Raw genomic sequence first — 22,027 nt, forward strand, 5'->3', positions numbered from 1 at the left:
GTTACTCTTTTTGAGGTTGTAATGAGTATAAAAAAACTATTAATAACAGGCATCATGCTGTCCCTGGCGGCGCTAATGTTGCTGGTGGGCATGTTGTATATCACAACACAAAAGCACGATGAGCTTTATCAGAGCCAGGTAGAGCGATATCACTCTTATCTGCTTGCAGATGAGTTACGCCAGAGTTCTGATGACTTAACTCGCTTAGCGCGAACCTATGTTATGACAGGAGATGACAAGTACGAGAAAATGTACTGGGATATTCTGGCTATCCGCAATGGCGATAAAGCTCGCCCTCAGCATATGGAACGGATTTACTGGGATTTAGTGCTGAACTATGGCGAAAAGCCGAGCCCGGATGGTAACAGAGAATCTCTTCAGTCTCTGATGCAAAAGGCGGGCTTTACTCAGCAGGAGTTTGACCGTCTGACTCAAGCGCAAAATAATTCAGATGGTTTAGTCACGACCGAGACCATTGCAATGAATGCCGTAAAAGGGCTTTACGATAACGGTAACGGAAACTACACAAAACGCGCTGAGCCGGATTTGGAAATGGCCAGACGCATTATGCACGATAGCCAATATCATAAAGATAAAGCCAACATTATGGCTCCGGTTAACGAGTTCTTGCGCCTGCTTGATGAAAGAACATCTAATAAAGTAGAAACAAACAAAGCGGAAGTGACTCAATACGAAAATATTCTTCTGATTTGTTTTGCAATTGCTATTGCTACTATCCTTGTCTCATTCCGTATTATCTATCGCAAAATTATGATTCAGATTGGTGGTGAACCGGCTCATGTTCTCAGTTCAATGAATCAAATTGCCGACGGAACACTTAATTACTCTGAAAGCTCAAATAAGTACTCTCGCTACGGGTTATCAGAGGGGCTTTCGGCAATGTCCGTTACACTGAACGACACCATTGCTAATGTGAAGTATTCTGCGAATGATGTTGCAAAAGCAGCGGAAGATATGTCGGTAATCAGTAATCAGGCGAATAGCAATGCTTCACAGCAGCTTACCGATATTGAACAGGTAGCCACGGCAATGAATCAGATGTCCTCAACTGTTGGAGAGGTAGCTCAGAGCGCAGAACAGACTTCTCAGTCAGTGGACACGGCTAATACTCAGGTGGAAAAAGTAAATGAAGTCGTTATCAGTGTTATCGATAACGTTCGTATCCTGTCTGAAGAAGTCAATTCCATCTCAGAGGTAATTAAAGAACTGAATCATGAAACGGATAATATCGATTCCGTGCTGAATGTGATTGGTGATATTGCCGACCAGACGAACCTTCTTGCATTAAACGCTGCAATTGAAGCTGCCCGTGCCGGTGAACAAGGAAGAGGGTTTGCCGTTGTAGCTGACGAAGTCAGGAGCCTTGCAAGCAGAACTCAGACTTCTACTGCTGAAATTCAGGAAATTATCACTAGCTTGCAAGCTGGTGCGGGCAGGGCAACAGAAGCCATGCAAAAGGGACTTGATCGCGTTGCTGTAACTGTCTCTGATGTAGAAACCGTAGGTGTTAACCTTGAAGAAGTTGCGTCATCTGTTGCGGATATTAATGAGAAGACACTGTTGATTGCCAGCGCTTCAAGCGAACAGCAGTCTGTTGCGGAAGAAGTTAACCGCAATCTTCAGCGAATTAACCAGGTTGCGAACGAATCCGTTAGTGGCTCAAATCAAATTGCACAATCGAGTGGTCAATTAACAGAACTGGCATTTAACCTTCAGAGCTTAGTTGCGAAGTTTAATACCAAATAGACCTTATCAGACGTAGTAAGGAGCACTTCTCAGGTGCTCCTTACTGGTCAATTTACCTGGCTTTACACAACTTGACTCTCCTTTACATACCAACGCATAAACTTCAATCAGGACATTACTCACGTTTAACCCCGTATTAACCTCCTTCTTGCTAGTTTTGTATAGGAGATTTCCTTATGAGGCTTAGTCAAATGAAGTATAAGCTTGCTGAAAATTATGTGTTTTATCCGGAAAAGAATAGTCTGGTTGATTGTCTGGATGAAAACGAGTTCCTGATCGGGAACAACGAAAGTCGGTTGTTATTACTGCTTTTACAGAACCACGGGCAGGTTGTTACCAGAGCTCATATTCAGAAATTCGTATGGGAAGACCTGGGATTTCGGGTTGACAGCTCAAGTCTGACTCAGGCGGTTTCTAATCTAAGAAAAACTTTGGGGGATTCACCTCAATCCCCCCGGTTTATTACAACCGTCCCTAAAATTGGATATAAATTTATATCCCCCGTAGATAAACTCATACCTGATAGCGCAATTGCCGAGGAGATATTGCCAGTAGGTATCAAAGCCACTTCAGAAGTAAGTGACTCAAGGTTTCAAGTAAAGCCATTCACCGAAAAACTGAAAAACTGGCGTCCGGGGATGTATATGCTGTTAGCATTACTTTTTCCTTTTGCTACTTTTGGGTTGATGTCACCAGCAAAGCCGAACTATGTTGCCATTGATACTGTTAATGGAATTTCTGTAAAGTCCCTTGAAGGAAATATCATTGGGGAGCACTGGGTTAAGCCATTAAAGCAGTGTGTTTCATGGTATTTTGAACATCAAATCGATGGGCGTCTTCCTGATGAAATTATTGCAGTGGCAGGCATGGAGAACAAACTGATACTTAATTACGTTTATAGCCAAGAGTTATCGCATTATAACTTCACTATGCACCTTCTAGCTGATAAAGGAGACCGCTACAGCCTATGCAGTAAGGAAGACAACTATGTGGGTAAAGGGGATATGCTGTGAGAAGAAACATCACACTGTGCATACTCTTTATATCAGTTGCTGTTAGCCTTTTTCTGTATTTCCTGTCTTGGAACAGACTGGAAGCAGTGCTTACGTCCAAAGAGTGGAAGCATAGCGCTGTAATAATGTTTCCATCAAATATGAACACAGAACCTGATAATACGTACCTGCCAATTGGGCAGATACATATCCATTCAACAGCCCGCTACTTATCCAACGGTACTTATGTAAAAAGTTCCGCTCTGGATCTTTACCTGCATCAAGAGCGCGAGATAGGAAGACCTGATTCGATAATCAGAATATCAGAATCCGGAACCTGGCAACTGATAGACAATTATTTGTTCATTCATCAGACTGAAATTCAGGAATTACCTGTTATGAAGGACTCTGTTCTTTCTACAATTCAGACTCAGGAAATTAAAGAACGTTATGTTATTGAAGGGCAGCAGAGCAAACGAATAGATATTCTTAGTGAAAACTCTTTACTGATCACTAGTACCTAAACACAGAAGTTATGATCGATTGAATTTAGTACACCAAGGTGGTGTCTCACCTCTTTGGTGCACTAAAGCTGCATAATTAAATAACCGGTATCTGGGAGTCAGGCAAAGTCACCCGAATACTTCGCGGTTTACGCGGCTGTTTTTCAATAAGCCCTTTTTTCTCCAGGTTTTTAATCATCTGATTAACAGTGGGAGCGGTTACTTTAAAGTAGTGCTCCATTTCGGCATAAGCCGGAGGAAAGCCACGAATCTTGGTGTATTGATGAATAAAAGCCAGATATTGACCTTGTTTCTCCGTGTACGGAATATCCGGCGGCTCCGGTAGCGATAATAATAGTTCAGCCGGAACATTAACAAAAAGACTTCGGGCAACACCGGGGGACTTAATTATCCACTTTTTCTTTTCCAGATTTTTTATCATTTGATTCACTGTAGGAGCTGTGACTTTGAAGTAAGCCTGGATATCAGCGAAGGCTGGCGGGATCCCTCTCAATCGTGTGTACTCGAGAATATAAGTCAGATATTTTCGTTCTTTTTCCGTAAATGAGTAATTTTCAGGGTCAGGGATCGACACAGCAAGCCTTTTGTGATCAAGTATGGTGGTTATCAATACCGAGATTGTGCCATGAATGTCAAATACGTTGTAGAGCTGAGTAATGAAGAACGAGATACGTTAATAAAACTCACGTCAAAAGGTAAGGAAAGCGCCAGAAAACTCAAAAGAGCCCAACTGTTATTACTTGCCGATGACGGCAAGCAAGACAAAGACATTGTCGAACTGCTTCATATCAGTACATCAACCATTTACCGGACCAAGAAACGATTTGTCGAAGAGGGTTTGCCTGAAGCTTTGAATGAAGGAAGAAGAACAGGTTGCCCGCGCAAGCTCGATGCTGTCAGTGATGCATTGTTGACGGCCATTGCCTGTAGTGAGCCACCAGAAGGTTGTGGCCGGTGGACATTAAACCTAATCGCCGATGAATTTATGGCCTTGGTGGAAGGAGAATCGATATCAGTTGAGACGATTCGAAGGCAGCTCAAGAGCAACGATTTGAAACCCTGGCAGAAAAAGATGTGGTGCGTTGGTGATATGAATGCCGAATATATTGCCCGCATGGAGCATGTGCTTGACTTGTACAGTCGTCCAGCTATTCCCGATGAACCACTAATCAACTTTGATGAGGCGATGAAACAATTGGTGGCAGATATTAAGCCATCAACTCAGGCTAAGTCAGGGCAACCTCCGAGAGAAGACTATGAATACAAGCGAGTGGCGGTGGCTAATCTGTTCATGTTTTATGACTGTCACCGAGGGTGGAGAAAAGTCAAAGAAACAGAAAATAAAAAGGCTGAGGACTTTGCACAATGTATGAAGGAGTTGGTGGATATCCACTACCCTGAAGCTAAGAAAATTCATGTCGTGATGGACAACTTTGGCACGCATACAGAGGCTTCACTCTATAAGGCATTTGAACCAGCAGAGGCCCGGAGGCTTCTGAGCCAATTGGAATTTCACTATACCCCTAAGCATGCCAGTTGGCTGAATAAAGTGGAAATTGAAATAGGGGTCATGAACAGACAATGTCTGAATCAAAGGATCCCGACATGGGAGAAATTACGCAATGAACTGGATGCGTGGGAAACGCGAAGGAATCAGGAAAAAGCTTCTATCAACTGGCAGTTTGACATAGAAGCAGCACGAGAAAAGTTCACCAAAGCCTACGCCAAACTACGAAAGAAATAGCGTAGGCTCAATATGTCAGAACTTATGTGTCGGAGTACTAGTCTGAATCAGAATTCTCAGATTCTATACGCAGATTAAACCACTCTGATTCAATTGGTTGTAACTATTGCCAACAGCTAATATCTGAGCTGCAATTCTATCCGTTGGCCAAAGTTTTTCACCGGCTCACAGTGCTATACTACTTCTAGTATATAGCTTATATAGGCTCCTTGTATGAAGCAGGCACTTTTCATCTTATTAATATTGAGTAGTTTTGGCCTTCAGGCGGCAAGAGATATCACAATCTCTTCAATACCTACGACAATAAAAGGAAAAACGTTGGCATTAGAAATTGAGCAGGTGCTGCTTGTAGCGTACAGCAAGCTCGATATTAATGTGAACTTTGAACATTATCCGGTAGGCAGGACACTTTTATATTCTAATTCGGGTAAAACCGATGGTGAGTTGTTTGGTACTCATGAAATAGAATCTGTGTATACCAACCTGATACGAGTAAATGTGCCTCTTTCATCTCGGTTTATGTTCTTGTTCGTCAAACAGGGCAACGAGTTTTCTGTTGATGGTTGGGAAAGCATTCCTGAAAGTTACACTCTGGGACATAAGCGAAATGTTGAGTTTGTTGAGTCGGCAGTGATAAAGCATAAGATTGGGGCTTATTCGACAAAAGACTCTGAGAATATGTTCCTGCAATTAGATGCGGATCGGGTTCAAGTGGTTTTGTCCAGCGTTAACGGGTACAAGTCAGTTGCCAAGAAACACCAGCTAGAAGATATTGTTATGCTTGAACCTGCTGTTTACACCGCACATTTGTACCACTACCTAAATATTAAGAACGCAGAGTTAGTTCCACAATTAGAAAGGGTGCTACAAGAGATGCGTGCAAGTGGTGAAATAGAAGCCATTCAAGAGCGTGTTGAGGCGGAATTTGGTCTTCCTGATTCTAAATAAAATTATTAGCCAGGGGGTTGGAGATGAGTAACTCCCTGGCTGGTCAGGTTTAGCACGCTGAGCTAGTTAAACCACTAACCGAGGCTTTAGAAAAGCTGGAAAAGTATGGCAAAATTGAGGAGATTACAGCCGTATCAAGGTGCTATACGAAACACCGGAACCCTCAGAGGCTAACTGACACAAGAAAAAGCCTCCCATAACACCATCCATATTATTTGCGTTTCCCTTAGATTAAAGACTGGCGTCGAATCGGTTAAAAACCAAGTTATCTCGCTTTGAGGTAGATCCAGATGTGGGGGAGGGCCTAAACCAGTTCTAAACCAACCCTGCCGATAATGCTGATAATCTTTTCATCAACTTGAATACGAACGGAGCCGATATGCCCGTCACTACTTCATGTGAAACGTGAATCCTTACAGAGATGAGAATCGATATGGACAAAAAACTAGTACTTTCTACCGCGATTGCACTACCAATCCTTATGTCCCAGATGGGTGTTGCATTAGCCGCAGCCCCCTGGATGAATGCTGAGAATATCACTCAGGCCTTTATGGATGTCGAAGATGCTAATGGTGATGGCAAGGTCACCAGAGACGAATTCAAAGGTCCGGATCATGACTTCAAAATGTTTGATAAGAACGGTGATGGTGTGATTGTTCTGTCGGAAGCCCCAACCAGAGAAAGCATGAAAAAGCCGGGTATGAACCCTAAGCCTAACATGGACCCAAACCTAAAGATGATGGACAAGGTGACCATCAACGGCGCAGAATTTAAATTTGATACCAAATACGCCTTCTTTGGCTGGAATGACTTGCCAAAAGATCTATCCCTTGAGAAGCAGGCAATCAAAACTTTTACCTCTCCAGACGGCAGCACTCATTATTATCAGGTAGTATATATGCCCGACGGTAACCTGAACTGGTTTCAGGCAGCGTATCTGGCCGATAACGCCGGTGGTTATTTAGCATCCATCACCTCTGAAGAAGAGAACAGCTTTATCTTTGAAATGGTGAACGATATGAAGTACTTCTGGAAGTTTCCGGCCTACGTAGAGGGTAAGAGCCAGCGCAATCACTACGAAATTACCATAGGTCCATTCCTGGGCGGTTACCAGCCGGAAGGTTCTGAAGAGCCTGCTGGTGGCTGGAGTTGGCTAAGCGGCGAGAAATGGGACTACAGCAACTGGGCAGTTAATCTGGATGATGGTGTAGTGGATAAGGATCCGCGTCCGAATGACCAGCCAAACGACTCAGGTAGCGGTCAGCGTATTATGGGTTTTGGTGAGATGAACCTGCCGGTTCCGACTTGGGGGGACTATATGGATGCCGTTGGCACCTACGGTTATGACCGTCTGCCGGGCCGTACCTACGCATTCATAATGGAGTTCGAGGCGATGCCGAAATAAGCAAATATTGGACTAAGTAGAAAACGGGATGGTGTCTGGCATCCCGTTTTTTGGAAAGTATGCAGTAACCACTGAAGCGCTTGGCCTCCAAACCGAGATAACTTAATTGCTCCAGGGCTAATTTGAGCTGAGGTATTTCTGTAAAGAAATGTAAATTGTTGGTATCTAAACCAAAACTAAACTAGTGACACTCCTTCCCGTCTTAGAATTGAATCCGAATTTACTAAGTAGAGAGACGGGTGGATCATGATTAATGCAAGAAACTGTTTAACCGCTGTAGGGCTAGTCGCTCTGTTTTCAGCAGGAGGCGTACAAGCATCTTCTGAGGGTACAATAAGCCAGCAAAAAGCAACTCAGACTGTTACGATAAACTCGGTGGACTTCAAGGTTGCCGACTACTATGACTTCTTTACTTGGGAAACACTGCCAAGTGACGTTCTTTATGAAAAAGAACCACTCCAAACCTTTACTAATACTAATGGCGATAAACATTACTACCACGTTGTTTACCTTCCTAACGGAAACTTGAACTGGTTTCAGGCAGCCAAGTTAGCCGAAGAGGCCGGTGGTTATCTAGCCTCCATTACATCTGAGGCTGAAAATAATTTTCTATTTAACCTAATCGACGATCCTAAATATTTTTTCCAGTTCCCTAAATATGTCGAAGGCTCGGGCCGGGCTAACCACTATGAGATCATGATTGGCCCTATGTTGGGTGGCTATCAACCCGAAGATGCTACCATTCCGGATGCAGACTGGCACTGGCTTAGCGGAGAAGAGTGGAGCTATACCAACTGGGCTCAAAACCTGGATGATGGTGTAATCGATAAAGATCCTCGCAATAACACTCAGCCAAATGATTCCGGCAAAGAGAAAAGCCAGCGAATCCTTGGTTTCGGCGAGTTAAACCAGCCTGTACCAACGTGGGGCGATTATTCTGATGATGCCGGTACCTACGGCCGAAGAGGCCCTGGCCGATATGCATTTATCATCGAATACAATAGCAAACCAGAATAAACACGGAATATGACCAAAGCGGGTTTTCACGACCCGCTATCGGTTCCTTTAAATACTATGGCCCGGATCTGTATAAGATTTCAGGCATGCCAAATAACCAAAAACTGTTTAACTGTAAGGAGTTAGTGCAATTGGCTACCGGTCAATCCATTTTGATAATGTATTAAACAAGACGTCCGGGACAATTGGTTTGGTGACGTGGTCATTCATGCCAGCCTGAAAACTCTTTTTTTTGTGCAGATCCATTGCGTGAGCAGTCATCGCTATGATTGGAAGCGTATTAGAACAATAGTTCTCACGTATTAGCTCTGTGGCTTTGTACCCATCCATTTCTGGTAATTGAATATCCATAAGGACAGCATCGAAATGTTCACCTGAGTGGATAGAAAAAGTCTAAAAAATGCTGCTCTGTCCGGTGAAAATCCTTGGTATTGATTCCTATCATTTCTTCGGGTGAATCATAACCTAGGATATCCGCAGCACGTTGGTTACAACGTACAACCTCCCTCTCTTTACCGACAAGGAATAGTCCGACAAGGCTGTTTTTGAAGATCGAATCCACTTCATCTTTTGAATTTTTGAGTTCAGAGATGTCATGAATACTAATACGATAACTCGGCTTTTCATCAAAGCTAACATAATGAATAGTGACTGATGACTGAAATTCGCGCCCACTTAAGCTCTTATACAGCCACTCAAAACTATGTTTACCATACTTCTTAGCAAGGCAAAGGAGCTCTTTGGCCTTTTCAGATGACCGACTGCCATCGGTTTGTTTTTCGGGTGATATCAAACTGAAGTCAAAAGGTGTGATCTGTGAAAGGTCGGATAGACCAAGAAGATTAAAGTAAGCTTGGTTACAGTCTAAAGGGTGTCCGTGAGTATCTATAATAAGAGATGCGACATCCGAAGTATCAAACAAACGTTGATAGTCGGAGAGCTTTCTTTTTAGCAACTGATTTTCTATCTTAAGAGTATTGCGTGAGCCATTATTAATCATCAAAGGCTTCCTTGTGGGAAATTAGCACCTTCCAGCGTGGTACGCCAACAATGCTTGGGCTGCAATTATGTTAAACCACACCTTCATCGGTCGACGCACAATTTATGCTAACTTTCATAAAGATATGAGCATATCTTTTCAAATAAAGATCATTGGGTATCGCAGTTTGAATATTGTATTACAATACTTCTTCCTACTACAAAAGTCCATGCATTGCATAGGGAGTAACTCATTAATACCCATACCATCTTTTGACAATCTATTATCCAAACACAACTCTTATTGGTGACTGTACTGTAAAGCGGTTTATTCTCAGATTCTCATGCTTAGTCAGGTACCTATATATAAACCGCCTGCTTAATTAGCAGGCGATTTCGTCTCTACAATTTAAATCTGCTTCATCTCAATATTCATCGTCTGAATCCGGTATGCGATCTGCCTTGGGGTCATGTTAAGCAAGCGGGCTGCTTTGGCTTTTACCCAACCGGATTGCTCCAGTGCATCGATGACAGCCTGTTTTTCATCAGCGATCTGCTGCTCTTTGCAGACCGGTTCCCGGGCTGGCATTGAGTAGTTTGCTGGTGTGCGGGGCTGTACTGGTGGTGCACTAAACTGAGGGAATGAGATCAGCTCTGGCGTTATGGTTCCGGATTCACTGAGAATGGAGGCTCTTTCCAGTGTATTTTCCAGTTCACGTACGTTACCGGGCCAGGTGTATTCCATCAGGTGACGGATTGCATGTTCAGAGATGGCGATTTTCCGCTGCTGCTTTTTGCTTAGTTTATTCAGCATAAAGTCGGCCAGATCAGGAATATCCTGAACCCGGTCTCTGAGCGGAGGCAGATACATGGGCATCACGTTCAGACGGTAGTAAAGGTCTTCCCGAAAATTCTCAGATGCGACTTCGGCCTCCAGATTCCGGTTGGTTGCGGCTATGATTCTTACATCAACAGAAATGGTATCTGTACCGCCGACGCGTTCAAACTCCTGCTCCTGTAAAACCCGCAATAGCTTGGCCTGAAATGCCGGGCTGGTTTCGCCGATTTCATCAAGGAAAATGGTGCCGTTGTGGGCCATTTCAAAGCGGCCTTTGCGCTGCTTAACCGCTCCGGTGAAAGCGCCTTTTTCATGTCCGAAAAGCTCTGACTCCAGAAGGTTGTCGGGCAGGGCGGCGCAGTTCAGTTTCACAAACGGATGGTTTGCTCTTGGAGAGTTGTAGTGGATAGCGTTTGCAATCACTTCTTTACCTGTTCCCGACTCACCCCGGACAAGCACTGTGGAGTCCCAGGGAGCAACCAGTCTTATCTGGTCAAAGATACGTCTCATCTCTTTGGTATGTCCAACCAGATTATCGAAGCTGTAGTTGTTGCGAACTTTTCGCCTTAAGCCATCGCGCTCGCTGACCAGCTGTTTTTGCTGCTTCTGTACCTGATTGGCTAACTGAACGTTTTTGGCAATCAGACTGGCAATCATTTCAAGAAAACGGGTAAGCAGTGTGATTTCGGAATCTGAGCTGTTTTTAGGTTGTGCAGCTAAAGCACCAATGACCTGAGTGGAGGCGTCTTTTAACGGTACACAGATAAAGGGTTTGTCATAGTCATAAATAGCCAGCTTATCGGAAAAACGCATATCGTCACCCAGGTTACGGATAACGATGGAGGATTGTTGATTGATAAGATCACCGATTATGCCTTCCCCGGCTTTGTAGCTGATCTGCTTTTCATGGGAAGCATCGTCGTAGTCAGGAGAGTGCAGAGATTTTACTAACATACTATCCCGGTTAGGATCTTTTATGGTAAGCAGACCACAAAGCAGGTTGCATTCATCATGAAGAATTTCCAGCACCTTCTTAGAGGAGTCTGCGTAATTCAGGCTGATGTTTAACTGGCTGCTGATTTTGTACATTGCTGCAAGCAGCCGTCGTTCCAGTTCAGCGATTGAGTATTCGATCGTCATATATCACCGCCTTACTTAGCCATTTTAGGGAAGATTAATTGAATTGATGCGCCCTCTAACCGGGAGCTTTCGGAAATTTCTATCGTCGCAGAGTGCTCATTTATTACCTGTTGAACAATGGGTAGACCGATCCCGCGACAACCAGAGCTGATCTTAGATTTAGTGCTGAAAAAAGGCTTAAACATCTTCAGGCGGATGTTATCTTCGATTCCGTTGCCGCTATCTTCAATGGTGATAATAACTTCGTCTTCTGTTTCTGTGGTGGCGAGCAGTATCGCCCTCTGGCTGTTATTGCTCTGTTCAATGGCATCCACTGCGTTATCCAGCAGTTGTTTGACAGCCAGAAGCAGACGGTTGGGTTTGCCATTAACAGATTGCAGCTCCATCGCCGGGCGAAACTCAATTTCCGTAGAATGGGAAAGCAGCAGGTCTGTACTGATAGTGATGGCGTCGCGCACAATCTGATTGACGTTTACCGGCTGTGATGCTTCATTGGCCCGCTCTGGAATTGCCTGATGGATATCATCCAGAGCTCTGTTCGCGTCTTGCATTGCTTCATCCATGGCAACTAAGCCGGGGCAGGAGTGATTACGTTGTTTCAGGATGGTAACGGCTGAATCAATCATGTTGAGCGGCCCCTGCATCTGGTGCAGAGTAGCCATCATCACTTCCTGCATTGAATGGACAAACTTGTTGTCATTAGCCATCTGTCGGATGATATTTAATCGTCTTTCTTCCTGATACTGCTTCTCTCGTGTCCGGTCGATAATGCTGATAAGTGTGAAGTATTCTTCAGCAGAGGGGAGGCAGGATTGTGTTGTGGTCTCCGCTACCGGTATTTTTGTGAGGGAAAAGTCAAACCACTGCTCTGAAATATTCTCGGCCTTATCAATGTGAACGCTAAGCGAGCGGTGTTTTTTCTTACCTAAAAAGTGGTCTATTGACTGAAACTCACAGTCTGCGATCAGATGCTCAGTGAAGAGAGAAACCGGAGATATTTTCAGCCGCTCTTCCAGCTTATTGAACTTTTCATTTCTGATTAGGGTATAGCCATCAGCTTCAATTAGCGCCATCGCTGTTGGTGCTGAATCAAACATGGCGTGAAATACCGCAAACTGATAATCAGAGCAGTCCTGAGAGGGGATTGATACTAAGCTATCCAATGCTTTCATATCCTGACGTCCTTGTATTTACTACCTAGATAGACTGCTTATGCATTAACTATTCCATGAAAAAAATGCGGCTTTTGTTGAGTTGATTTAAAAACCGCATGTTTGATTTAGAACAATTGATGACAAAATAAACGCCCTTTGTCTGCTTTGTGACAAGGATCTCCTTTTTGATTTTGCGCCTGTTTTTCCCAATCCCCCTGAAAATAAAGGGGTGCAATGAACTTTTTTGGTGCAGAGGTGCAATGGCACACACTATGCAGCAGACCCTGTAAATTGGATTTTTCAGGGAAGAGAAGAATGTCTGAGGGAATACTCATATTACTGAGTGCGGCATTCGTTAATAACGTGGTATTAGCGAAGTTTTTGGGCCTGTGTCCTTTTATGGGAGTGTCAGGGAAAATAGGTAGCGCGCTGGGGATGGGAATAGCAACGACCTTTGTGCTGACCCTGGCCGCTGTCACTACATGGTTGCTGGAGTTCTTTATTCTGGGGCCGCTTAATCTGCAGTTTATGCGCATTATCGCCTTCATACTGGTTATTGCGGCGGTGGTTCAGTTTACAGAGCTTTATGTGAAGAAACATGACCCGTCACTTTATCAGTCGCTGGGTGTTTTCCTTCCTCTTATAACAACTAACTGTGCGGTACTTGGCGTGGCTCTGCTAGCGGTACAGGATGGCCTTTCGTTTATCAATACCGTTATGTTCAGTGTTGGCTCAGCCCTTGGTTTCACCATAGTGATTGTTTTGTTTGCTGGTTTAAGAAGTCAGTTAAGTCTGAACCGTGTGCCTGACGCTTTAAAAGGCTCACCCATAGCGTTCATTACTGCTGGTCTTCTCTCTATGGCCTTTATGGGCTTTTCCGGAATCGTTTAAGGCAAGGAGGCGCTGTTTTGATTTCTGTTATTTTCTTTATTGTTCTGGGCGCTTCACTGGGTGGTGCTCTGGGATTCGCGTCCAAAGTCTTTCAGGTGGAAAGTAACCCTCTGGTGGACAAGATAGAAGCTTTGATGCCTGGCGGTCAGTGTGGCCAGTGCGGTGAAGCCGGGTGCCGTCAGGCCGCTGAAGCCATGGTGCGCGGTGAGTTGAGTCCGGATTCCTGTCCTCCGGGAGGCGCTGCGTTAACAACTGCTATTGCAGATATGCTGGGCGTTTCGCTGGAAATGGGTGAAGAGGATATTTCCTGGGTGGCTCAGATAGATGAGTCACAGTGTTCCGGCTGTACCCGCTGTTACAAAGCTTGTCCGTTCGATGCCATTGTGGGGGCGACCAAGCAGATTCATACCGTGATTTCTGATGTGTGTACCGGCTGTCAGCTCTGCTCTCAGGTTTGCCCTCAGGATTGTCTCTCTATCGTTCAGGTTGAGCCGGATGTGAACACATGGTACTGGCCAAAGCCTAAGACCGACTCTGAACCTAAACCAACACTGGTGCATTGAGGAGGATTTATGCAGAGTTTGTTTAATTCTCCCTTTAGCGGAGGAATTCATCCCAAGACCTATAAGTCGCTTTCCAATGAAAAAGCGATTGAAAAAGCATTCTGGCCCCGGAATGTCTATCTCTCGCTACAACTGAGAAATGGTGCTTTGCTTAAACCTCTGGTTGAAGTAGGGGAGCATGTTAAGCGCGGACAGAAAATCGCGGTGGGCCGCTCGGATATGGTGGCTCCGATTCACTCGCCGGTGAACGGTATTGTGACCGGAATTACCGAGCACATTACTGCGCACCCTTCAAAGGTGAAAAGTGAAAGCATAATCATCCGTGCCAATCAGGATAAAAGCTGGGCCACGACAGCGACGAAAGGCAACTTTTACGCACTTTCCGGTAAAGAAATCATTGAGAAGGTGAATGCTGCCGGGATCGTGGGCCTTGGAGGCGCGGGTTTTCCCACTGCGGCTAAGCTCAGGTTTGCCAGTCAGGCAAAGGTGCACACCCTGGTTATTAATGGTGGTGAGTGTGAGCCCTATCTTACCTGTGACGATGTCACCATGCGCGAATATGGCGCAGAGGTTATCGCCGGTGTTCGTCTGATGCTAAAAGCTTCTGGTGCTGAAAAGGCCGTTATCGGTATTGAGGACAATAAGGCTGAGGCCTTTGAACAGTTAAAGTCACTGGCCTCCGATGATGACAATATTCAGGTAAAGCTGGTTCCGAGTATTTATCCGATGGGGTCTGAAAGGCATCTGATTAAAACGGTCACAGGGGTAACGGTTCCGCTCGGGCAGTTGTCTACGGCCGTTGGTATCTTGGTAAACAACATTGCAACGGCACAGGCGGTTTATCAGGCGGTTCGTTTTAACCGTCCGCTTGTCAGCCGTCTGATCACGGTATCGGGTAAAGGGATAGAGAATCCTTGTAATGTTGAGGTGCCGGTGGGCAGTCCGGTTCACGAGATACTTTTGCACTGTGGTGGTTTTAGTGAGGATACCGAACGCTTGATCTTCGGTGGTCCTATGATGGGGCAGGTGATCCCTTCTCCTCAGGTACCGGTTGATAAATGTGTCGGCGGGATACTGGCTCTGACAGTAGATGAAGTAAAAGAGCGGCCTCATCAGGAGTGTATTCGCTGTGGTCAGTGTGTAAGGGCATGTCCTATGGGGCTGATGCCGTTTCAGATGGCGGCTTATTCAAGGCTGTCTGATTTTAAGATGACGGAAACCATGGGCGTGAATCATTGCCTTTCATGCGGAGCCTGTAGCTATGTTTGTCCTTCAAATATTCCTTTGGTGCAGTATTTCCAGCATGCGAAAGGGGCAATAACGGCCAACAAGATGAAAGAGAAGAAGTCTGCTCAGGCTAAAGCGCTGACAGAAGCACGGAAACTAAGACTTCAGAAGGAAGCTGAAGCGAAAAAAGCAGCTAAGGCTGCTAAAGCGGCGGGGCGTAAAAAGCGCGCTCCAAGAGCATCGGCTCGTGCCGCCAGTAAACAGAAGGAGGCTGTAAATGATTAATTATGAATCGGCGACTGGCCCGTTCTCTCATAGTGAGAACTCCAGCGTGCGGATAATGTATACCGTGATCCTGACGCTGATGCCTGCGGTTCTGTACGGGATTTACCAGTTTGGCTTAAACAGCTTATATGTTCTGGCTATGTGTGCTTTGGTTGCTGTCTTAACCGAGTATCTGTGCCTGAAAATTATGGGCCGGAATGCAAAGGCAAGTCTTGATGGTTCAGCCTTGCTGACGGGTCTGCTTCTGGCAATGAGCCTTCCGCCAACGGTTCCCATGTGGCTTTGTGCTTTGGGCAGTGTTTTCGCTATTGTGGTCGGCAAACAGATTTATGGCGGGCTGGGGCAAAACCTGTTTAATCCGGCAATGCTGGCCAGGGTTATGCTGCTTATCTGTTTCCCGGTTGAAATGACGAACTGGTCGGCTCCGGCTCCCATTGATTTTAGTCATAATCAGGTGTTTGTTCCCCAAGAATGGCTACAGTTTGATGGTGTAACTTCAGCGACCGCGTTGAGTGGCCTGAAGGAGGGCGCTGATGCGGTATCTCTGTTTCTTGGTGCGCAGTCAGGCAGCCTTGGTGAAACCTCAGCATTTCTTATTCTGCTTGGCGGTTTATACATGATTTATCGCGGGATCATCCACTGGGCGATTCCTGCTTCATTTCTTTCAGGTATCGCATTACCGGCATTGATTAGCTCAGTCGTTAGTCCTGACACGTTTCTTCCGCTGTCGACCCATATCTTCAGTGGTGCCGCTATGCTTGGGGCTTTCTATATCGCAACCGATCTGGTGACCTCACCAACCAGTGTACGGGGCCAGATGATCTACGGAGCATCCTGTGGCCTGCTGATCTGGCTTATCCGCAGCTTTGGCAGTTACCCGGAAGGGGTGGCATTTGCTGTTTTGATCATGAATGCAGCCACACCTCTAATCGATCACTATCTGAGACCCGACATCTTTGGCAGCAAAGCGGCGGTGGAGAAGTAGTTATGCAAGCATCAATAGAAAAGTGGAAAGAGAATATTCCTTATCAGAGCGCGCTTCTTGCAGTCTGCTCAGGTGTCGCTGCCATGCTTCTTGTAGTGGTTCAGTACTATACCAGTCCGGTGATCGAGCAGCGTATAGCTGAAGATCAGAATGCGCTTCTTTCAGAAGTTCTCAACGGTAAGCCTTTTGCCAATGCGGTGTTTGAAAGCGAAAAAGAAGTGGAGTACGGCGGACTGAAGTACCAGATTTATCCGGTTATGAATGAAGCAGGTGAGCTTACTCACTATGTTATCCGGGGAGGTGAAGAGGGCTACAGTGGTGAAATTCGCTTCCTTGCTGGTGTCGATACACTTGGCCGGATTGAAGGGGTAAGGATCCTCAGTCATACCGAAACGCCGGGGCTGGGTGACAAAATTGAGCTGGCTAAAAGTGACTGGGTACTTAGCTTTACCGGCCGCTCTTTACAAAACACGCCGGTGTGGGGCGTAAAAAAAGACGGTGGTGATTTTGACCAGTTCAGCGGAGCAACCATTACCCCCCGCAGCGTTGTAAGAGGTGTCCACAAGGCCATGCTGGCACTGGAAAAGTCAAAGGAGAGTGGCGATGAGTAACTACAAAGGAATCGTAAAAGAGGGCATGTGGAATAACAATATTGTCCTCAATCAGTCGCTGGCACTCTGCCCTTTGATGGCGGTTACAAGCAGCGCAACAAACGGGCTGGGACTTGGACTGGCAACAACAGCAGTAATGATAGCTTCAAATATGCTGGTATCACTGGGCAAAAGCTTTATCAGTAAAGCGGTTCGTATTCCGGTTAACGTCATCATTATCGCAACACTGGTAACGCTGACGGATGTCATCCTCAATGCCTGGCTGCATCCATTGCATAAGGTTCTCGGGCTTTTTATTCCGCTTATTGTAACTAACTGCGCCATTCTTGGGCGGGTTGAATCCTTTGCCAGCAAGTCAGCACTGGCTCCCTCATTCGTGGACGGTGCAGCAATGGGACTGGGTTTTACCTGGGTGTTGGTAGTGCTGGGCGGGATCCGGGAAATACTGGGTAGCGGCACGCTGTTTTCCAATGCCAGCCTGTTGCTGGGAGAAACTTTCTCGTTTCTGGAGTTAACGGTGATTCCTGATTATCGGGGTCTGCTTCTGGTTATCTTGCCACCGGGCGGTTTTTTGGTGCTTGGCGCCTTGCTGGGGATCAAGCAGAAGGTGGAATTAAATCTTAAGCAGCGTCACAGCGCACAAGCAATAATGGTCAAGTAAAGGGAGGAATCAATATGAATGTCAGTGTTGTATACGCTTTGTCGGAAGAGCAGGCCTGGATTCCGGTTGAAGTGGAGGAGAACGCCACTTTGCTGACCGCCATCCATACCTCCGGCATGCTTAATATGTTTCCTTCCATTGAGCTCGATAAACAGAAAGTGGGGGTGTTTGGCAAAGTCTCTTCGCTGGAAGCGACGCTTAATGAAGGGGACAGAGTGGAAATTTACCGCCCGATTGTCTGGGTAGCAGACGATGAAGACGACGATGACGATTAAATTGTCGTATTTAGGACAAAATGTTTGTCCGTTGCAGTGTTTAAATATAGATAGGTAAGTAAAAACAATAAGTTAAGAGTGGATTGCTTTTTGCAGAATAACTAATGTCCACTTTCTAAGTTCAGATTAGAAATTTCAGTAGGTTTCAAGGAGTGAAATATGTCTAAAGTAGGTATTTTTTTCGGAACGGATTCTGGAAGCACCAGAAAGATTGCTAAGATGATTTTCAAGCAACTGGGTGAAGACGTTGCCGCTAAGCCACTAAACATTAACCGCGTTGATGCTTCGGCATTTGATGAGTATGACTATCTTATTATGGGTACGCCAACCTATGGTGAGGGCTTATTGCCGGGTATGTCGGCAGAGTGTCAGGCAGAGAGCTGGGAAGAGTTTGTACCAAACTTTGAAGAGATTGATCTGTCAGGCAAAAAAGTAGGCCTGTTCGGACTGGGTGATCAGGTGAACTATCCCAACGAGTTTGTTGACGGGCTGGGTGAGCTTTATGACTGTGTCGTTGAAAGCGGTGCAGAGCTGGTAGGTAGCTGGCCAACAGACGGATACGAGTTTAATGAGTCTACAGCGGTAGATGAGGATTCATTTGTCGGCCTGGTTATCGATAAAGACAATCAGGCAAGTCTGACCGAAGAGCGGGTGACCAACTGGGTAGGCCAGATAAAAGGCGAAATGGGATTATAACTAAATAGCGTTATTACAGGCATTTGGCGCTCTAAGTGGCATGCTTAGGGCGTCTTTTTTATCTAATAAGGTAATCTTAAAATAATTAGTGCAAAGTTAATTCAAACCTGTCTGGGCGCAAATTAAAGCTGTGGCGATCTGTTAAGCTAACACTTATTGATTGCATCAATATTAATCGTCGTTTTATTTTTCAGGGTGCCTTCTTTTACCCTGGCCGCAGGTAAGGAATAACAAGCCATATGTGTCGTTGGTTAGCATATCAGGGAGAGCCGATTTATCTGGATGAATTGGTTTATAAGCCTGAACACTCTCTTATTCATCAAAGTATTGATGCGCGTAAAGCCGTAACTCGTGTTAATGCCGATGGTTTTGGTCTTGGCTGGTATACAGAGCAGCCTACACCGGGGCTTTTCCATGAAGTACTTCCTGCCTGGGGTGATGATAATTTAAGGTCGCTTGCTCATCATATCCGCTCGCACCGCTTTATGGCGCACGTCCGCTCTTCAACCGGAGCTCAGGTTTCCCGTGCAAACTGCCACCCCTTTATTCTGGATAACTGGATGTTTCTGCACAACGGCCAGATTGGTGAGTTCTGTAAGGTTAAATTTGCGCTTGAACGTCTGCTGCCCGAATCGCTTTATCTGAAACGTCACGGGACCACAGACAGCGAGTTGATCTTTTTGCTGATGATGAAAAATGGTCTGCAGGATGATCCAATTAACGCCATTAAAAAGACACTGGATGAAGTGGAAAGCGCTGTTGCCGATAAAGGCGGCGTTGAGCCATTTAAAGCTTCAATCTGTATCTCCGATGGTGAGCAGCTCTGGCTGGTGAGATACAGCACGGATAAGCAGCCACCAACGGTTTTCACTAAAGAAATTGACGGAAACCTGATACTGGCATCAGAGCCACTGGACAACTGCCCGCAATGGAAGTGCGTGGAGCCTCAGACGATTTGTCACTATCTGGATGGTGTCAGTCAGACTTATCCGATTTAAATCGCAGACCTGAGTGTATCTGCCGGATATGCTCAGGCTTTACTGCCTGACAGCACAACTAAGCCAGCTTGCTCCACAGGTCACGGTCCATGTCAGTAACCCTATCATTGATTAAGGTAATAAATGGAAGCAGTGTCAGTGACACATCGGTTTCAAAGTTAAAGTCAGTTACGACCGCACTTCCTTGTACCAGAGATTTACCGTTCATACCTTCGATGAAATTTGCTACCACTTTTGCAGCAGAGCCACAGTAGGTTTCTATTTTATAAATATTGCTCATAAGTACACCTCGCTATTTGTAATACAATAATGCCACTGTGGCGGCGATAATGCACATTAATAATCTGGTAAGTGTGATCGCAATAACAAGGATGGCTTCATTTTTCCTATCTCTGTAGGCTTGCTGCTTTAGCTTGTATATATTATTAATCATACAAAACGACCGTCCTAAAGGAAGTCTAGCTATGTCTGAAACCCTGCTACCGAACATTGTTCAGTTTCTTGGCCAAATTGATCCCTTCGATAAACTGCCTGAAGCAGTGCTAAAGGATTTATCGAAAAATATAAAGATTACCTATCTTGGTAAGGGGGATGGTGTCGATATGGCCAACCCGGAAGAGAAATATCTGTATATCATCCGAACTGGCTCGGTGGAGCAAAGAAAACAGAATGGCGTGCTTCGTTCCCGGTTAGGCAGTGAAGACCTTTTTGGATTCACGTTTTTCAGCAGTGAAGCCCCGGATGAAGAAGGATACAGCGTCACCGCCATTGAAGGAACGCTGCTTTACCTTATCCCGCATAGTGCACTGCAGAATCTGTTTAAGGCTCACCCGGAATACGCTGAGCACTTTGCCTCTCAGGCGCAGGTTCGTCTCCGGTCTGCCCTTGATGTTGTCTGGTCAAATAAAGATAAGGGACTGTTTATAAAGCGGGTTTCTGAGGTTGCTTGTGATAAGGTGGCGGTTGTGGATGCATCAATGAGCATTCAGAATGTGGCTATCCAGATGCGCGTTGTTCATCGTTCATCTTCTGCGGTTGTGACGGATAAAGGCGAAATCGTCGGTATTATCACAGACAGAGATATGACTAAGCGGGTTATCGCACATGGTGTTGGCATTGATAAGCCGATTTCAGAGGTGATGACACACTCACCACTGACCGTTAAGCCCGATGATCTGGTACTGCATGCTGCCTCTATCATGATGCAGTTCAATATCCGTAATCTGCCTGTGGTTGATGAAGGCAAAATTACCGGGCTGCTGACAACTACCCATTTAGTTCAGAACCACAGAGTCCAGGCTATTTTTCTGATAGAGAAGATTAAATACTCCGACAGTATTGAAGCGCTGGCAGCTTTAAATCCTGAGCGGCAGGCGATTTTTGAAGCCCTGGTGGAAGGCAGGGTCGCTACGGATATCGTTGGGAAAGTCATGTCCATGATAATGGATGCTTATACTAAGCGTCTTATTCAACTGGCTATTGACAGGTTCGGGCCTCCTCCTTGCCGTTTTGCCTGGATTGTTGCAGGCTCTCATGCGCGTAATGAGGTACATATGCTGTCAGATCAGGACAGTGCTCTGGTGCTGGATGATTCTGCGGTTGCGGCGGACAGAACTTACTTTAACCAGTTGGCTATATACGTATGTAAAGGGCTGGATGCCTGTAACTATCCTCTTTGCCCTGGCAACTATATGGCGGCAACCCCGAAGTGGTGCCAGACGGTAGCGGTCTGGAAGCAGTACTATAAAAAATGGGTAGCCAGTCCGGAATACGAGCGTATGTTGAATATCAGTGTTTTTCTGGAAGTTCGTGCAGTGTACGGGGATTCAGAGCTGGCAGATGAACTTCAGACCTGTATGCATGAAAAAATCTCTTCGAATCATGAATTTCTCGGCATGCTTGTGAGTGAGGCCACTAAAGTAACGCCGCCACTGGGTATCTTTAATAACCTGGTGCTGGAAAAGAGTGGTGAGAATATGAAAACGCTGAACATCAAGAAATATGCTCTGAATTTGATTATCGATCTTGCCCGGATATACGGTTTAGCGGTTAAGTCTGAGGTAACAGGCACAGAAGAAAGGTTCCGTGTTGCCAATGAAAAGGGTGTACTTTCAGATAATGCTTTTAAAAATATTATCGGGGCGTATCAGTTCATCTCTCAGTTCCGCATCAGCCAGCAGTTGGAAGCGCTGAAAAACGGGAAAGAGCCAAATAATCATATAGACCCTGACTCTTTCGGTAGTTTTGAGCGAAAACACCTAAAAGATGCCTTCCGCATTATTGCTGAGATGCAGGATGCGGCCAATGTTCGCTTTAGGAATCACTGAT

The 22,027-nt window shown here is 45.5% G+C and carries 22 protein-coding genes; 17 read left to right on the forward strand and 5 right to left on the reverse strand.

Annotated elements, in window-relative coordinates; all coding sequences use genetic code 11:
* Positions 1-21: 21 nt before the first annotated feature.
* From L3Q72_RS22975 to L3Q72_RS22985, 3 genes are all read left to right on the forward strand, one after another.
* On the forward strand, positions 22-1,767 hold the full coding sequence (locus L3Q72_RS22975; RefSeq protein WP_275132882.1) for a methyl-accepting chemotaxis protein: 1,746 nt from the start codon (positions 22-24) through the stop codon (positions 1,765-1,767).
* Between the two features lie 176 nt (positions 1,768-1,943).
* Positions 1,944-2,780 carry a helix-turn-helix domain-containing protein gene (locus tag L3Q72_RS22980; protein ID WP_275132883.1) on the forward strand — a complete coding sequence of 279 codons (837 nt, stop codon included), beginning with the start codon at positions 1,944-1,946 and terminating at the stop codon, positions 2,778-2,780.
* Positions 2,781-2,866: 86 nt separating this feature from the next.
* Positions 2,867-3,283 (forward strand): regulatory protein ToxS, encoded by a 417-nt coding sequence (locus L3Q72_RS22985; RefSeq protein ID WP_275133776.1) that lies wholly within the window; start codon positions 2,867-2,869, stop codon positions 3,281-3,283.
* Positions 3,284-3,359: 76 nt separating this feature from the next.
* Here the strand turns inward: L3Q72_RS22985 and L3Q72_RS22990 are convergent, their stop codons facing one another.
* Complete coding sequence (locus L3Q72_RS22990) at positions 3,360-3,704, reverse strand: hypothetical protein (protein ID WP_275130148.1); 345 nt, start codon at positions 3,702-3,704, stop codon at positions 3,360-3,362.
* Between the two features lie 204 nt (positions 3,705-3,908).
* Here L3Q72_RS22990 and L3Q72_RS22995 point away from each other — a divergent pair, with 204 nt between their 5' ends.
* From L3Q72_RS22995 to L3Q72_RS23010, 4 genes are all read left to right on the forward strand, one after another.
* Entirely contained in the window at positions 3,909-5,027 is a 1,119-nt protein-coding gene (locus L3Q72_RS22995) for an IS630 family transposase (RefSeq protein WP_275130149.1), read from the forward strand.
* Between the two features lie 213 nt (positions 5,028-5,240).
* On the forward strand, positions 5,241-5,975 hold the full coding sequence (locus L3Q72_RS23000; protein WP_275132884.1) for a transporter substrate-binding domain-containing protein: 735 nt from the start codon (positions 5,241-5,243) through the stop codon (positions 5,973-5,975).
* Between the two features lie 433 nt (positions 5,976-6,408).
* On the forward strand, positions 6,409-7,380 hold the full coding sequence (locus L3Q72_RS23005; RefSeq protein WP_275132885.1) for a hypothetical protein: 972 nt from the start codon (positions 6,409-6,411) through the stop codon (positions 7,378-7,380).
* A gap of 246 nt (positions 7,381-7,626) precedes the next feature.
* Positions 7,627-8,397: a hypothetical protein gene (locus tag L3Q72_RS23010; RefSeq protein ID WP_275132886.1), complete on the forward strand. Its 771-nt coding sequence runs from the start codon at positions 7,627-7,629 to the stop codon at positions 8,395-8,397.
* 370 nt (positions 8,398-8,767) lie between these two features.
* Here L3Q72_RS23010 and L3Q72_RS23015 read toward each other — a convergent pair whose 3' ends face one another.
* From L3Q72_RS23015 to L3Q72_RS23025, 3 genes are all read right to left on the reverse strand, one after another.
* Positions 8,768-9,397 carry a PAS domain-containing protein gene (locus tag L3Q72_RS23015; RefSeq protein WP_275132887.1) on the reverse strand — a complete coding sequence of 210 codons (630 nt, stop codon included), beginning with the start codon at positions 9,395-9,397 and terminating at the stop codon, positions 8,768-8,770.
* Positions 9,398-9,784: 387 nt separating this feature from the next.
* Complete coding sequence (nifA, locus tag L3Q72_RS23020; protein ID WP_275132888.1) at positions 9,785-11,353, reverse strand: nif-specific transcriptional activator NifA; 1,569 nt, start codon at positions 11,351-11,353, stop codon at positions 9,785-9,787.
* Positions 11,354-11,364: 11 nt separating this feature from the next.
* On the reverse strand, positions 11,365-12,525 hold the full coding sequence (locus L3Q72_RS23025; protein WP_275132889.1) for a HAMP domain-containing sensor histidine kinase: 1,161 nt from the start codon (positions 12,523-12,525) through the stop codon (positions 11,365-11,367).
* A gap of 297 nt (positions 12,526-12,822) precedes the next feature.
* Between L3Q72_RS23025 and rsxA the strand changes: the two genes are divergently transcribed.
* The 9 genes from rsxA to L3Q72_RS23070 all read left to right on the forward strand — a co-directional run bounded on the left by rsxA (position 12,823) and on the right by L3Q72_RS23070 (position 19,699).
* Positions 12,823-13,398 carry an electron transport complex subunit RsxA gene (rsxA, locus tag L3Q72_RS23030; RefSeq protein WP_275132890.1) on the forward strand — a complete coding sequence of 192 codons (576 nt, stop codon included), beginning with the start codon at positions 12,823-12,825 and terminating at the stop codon, positions 13,396-13,398.
* Positions 13,399-13,415: 17 nt separating this feature from the next.
* Positions 13,416-13,961 (forward strand): RnfABCDGE type electron transport complex subunit B, encoded by a 546-nt coding sequence (locus tag L3Q72_RS23035; protein WP_275132891.1) that lies wholly within the window; start codon positions 13,416-13,418, stop codon positions 13,959-13,961.
* A gap of 9 nt (positions 13,962-13,970) precedes the next feature.
* Positions 13,971-15,473, forward strand: a complete 1,503-nt coding sequence (gene rsxC / locus L3Q72_RS23040; protein ID WP_275132892.1) for an electron transport complex subunit RsxC — start codon at positions 13,971-13,973, stop codon at positions 15,471-15,473.
* On the forward strand, positions 15,466-16,458 hold the full coding sequence (locus L3Q72_RS23045) for an RnfABCDGE type electron transport complex subunit D (RefSeq protein ID WP_275132893.1): 993 nt from the start codon (positions 15,466-15,468) through the stop codon (positions 16,456-16,458). The genes rsxC and L3Q72_RS23045 overlap by 8 nt, the downstream gene beginning before the upstream one ends.
* Positions 16,459-16,460: 2 nt before the next feature.
* Complete coding sequence (locus tag L3Q72_RS23050) at positions 16,461-17,069, forward strand: RnfABCDGE type electron transport complex subunit G (RefSeq protein ID WP_275132894.1); 609 nt, start codon at positions 16,461-16,463, stop codon at positions 17,067-17,069.
* Positions 17,062-17,730, forward strand: coding sequence for an electron transport complex subunit E (locus tag L3Q72_RS23055; protein ID WP_275132895.1), 669 nt, complete (start codon positions 17,062-17,064; stop codon positions 17,728-17,730). The genes L3Q72_RS23050 and L3Q72_RS23055 overlap by 8 nt, the downstream gene beginning before the upstream one ends.
* Before the next feature lie 14 nt (positions 17,731-17,744).
* A complete protein-coding gene (locus L3Q72_RS23060; protein WP_275132896.1) occupies positions 17,745-18,005 on the forward strand; it encodes an RnfH family protein in 261 nt (86 codons plus the stop codon).
* Between the two features lie 159 nt (positions 18,006-18,164).
* Entirely contained in the window at positions 18,165-18,701 is a 537-nt protein-coding gene (locus tag L3Q72_RS23065; protein ID WP_275132897.1) for a flavodoxin, read from the forward strand.
* Between the two features lie 239 nt (positions 18,702-18,940).
* Complete coding sequence (locus L3Q72_RS23070; protein ID WP_275132898.1) at positions 18,941-19,699, forward strand: class II glutamine amidotransferase; 759 nt, start codon at positions 18,941-18,943, stop codon at positions 19,697-19,699.
* A 58-nt stretch (positions 19,700-19,757) separates the two neighbouring features.
* Here L3Q72_RS23070 and L3Q72_RS23075 read toward each other — a convergent pair whose 3' ends face one another.
* Positions 19,758-19,979: a hypothetical protein gene (locus L3Q72_RS23075; RefSeq protein WP_275132899.1), complete on the reverse strand. Its 222-nt coding sequence runs from the start codon at positions 19,977-19,979 to the stop codon at positions 19,758-19,760.
* A 184-nt stretch (positions 19,980-20,163) separates the two neighbouring features.
* On the opposite strand from L3Q72_RS23075, the gene L3Q72_RS23080 reads away from it, so the two are divergent.
* Entirely contained in the window at positions 20,164-22,026 is a 1,863-nt protein-coding gene (locus L3Q72_RS23080; RefSeq protein ID WP_275132900.1) for a DUF294 nucleotidyltransferase-like domain-containing protein, read from the forward strand.
* Position 22,027: the final 1 nt, after the last annotated feature.

Source organism: Vibrio sp. JC009, assembly GCF_029016485.1.
In the GTDB taxonomy this organism is placed as follows: Bacteria; Pseudomonadota; Gammaproteobacteria; order Enterobacterales; family Vibrionaceae; genus Vibrio.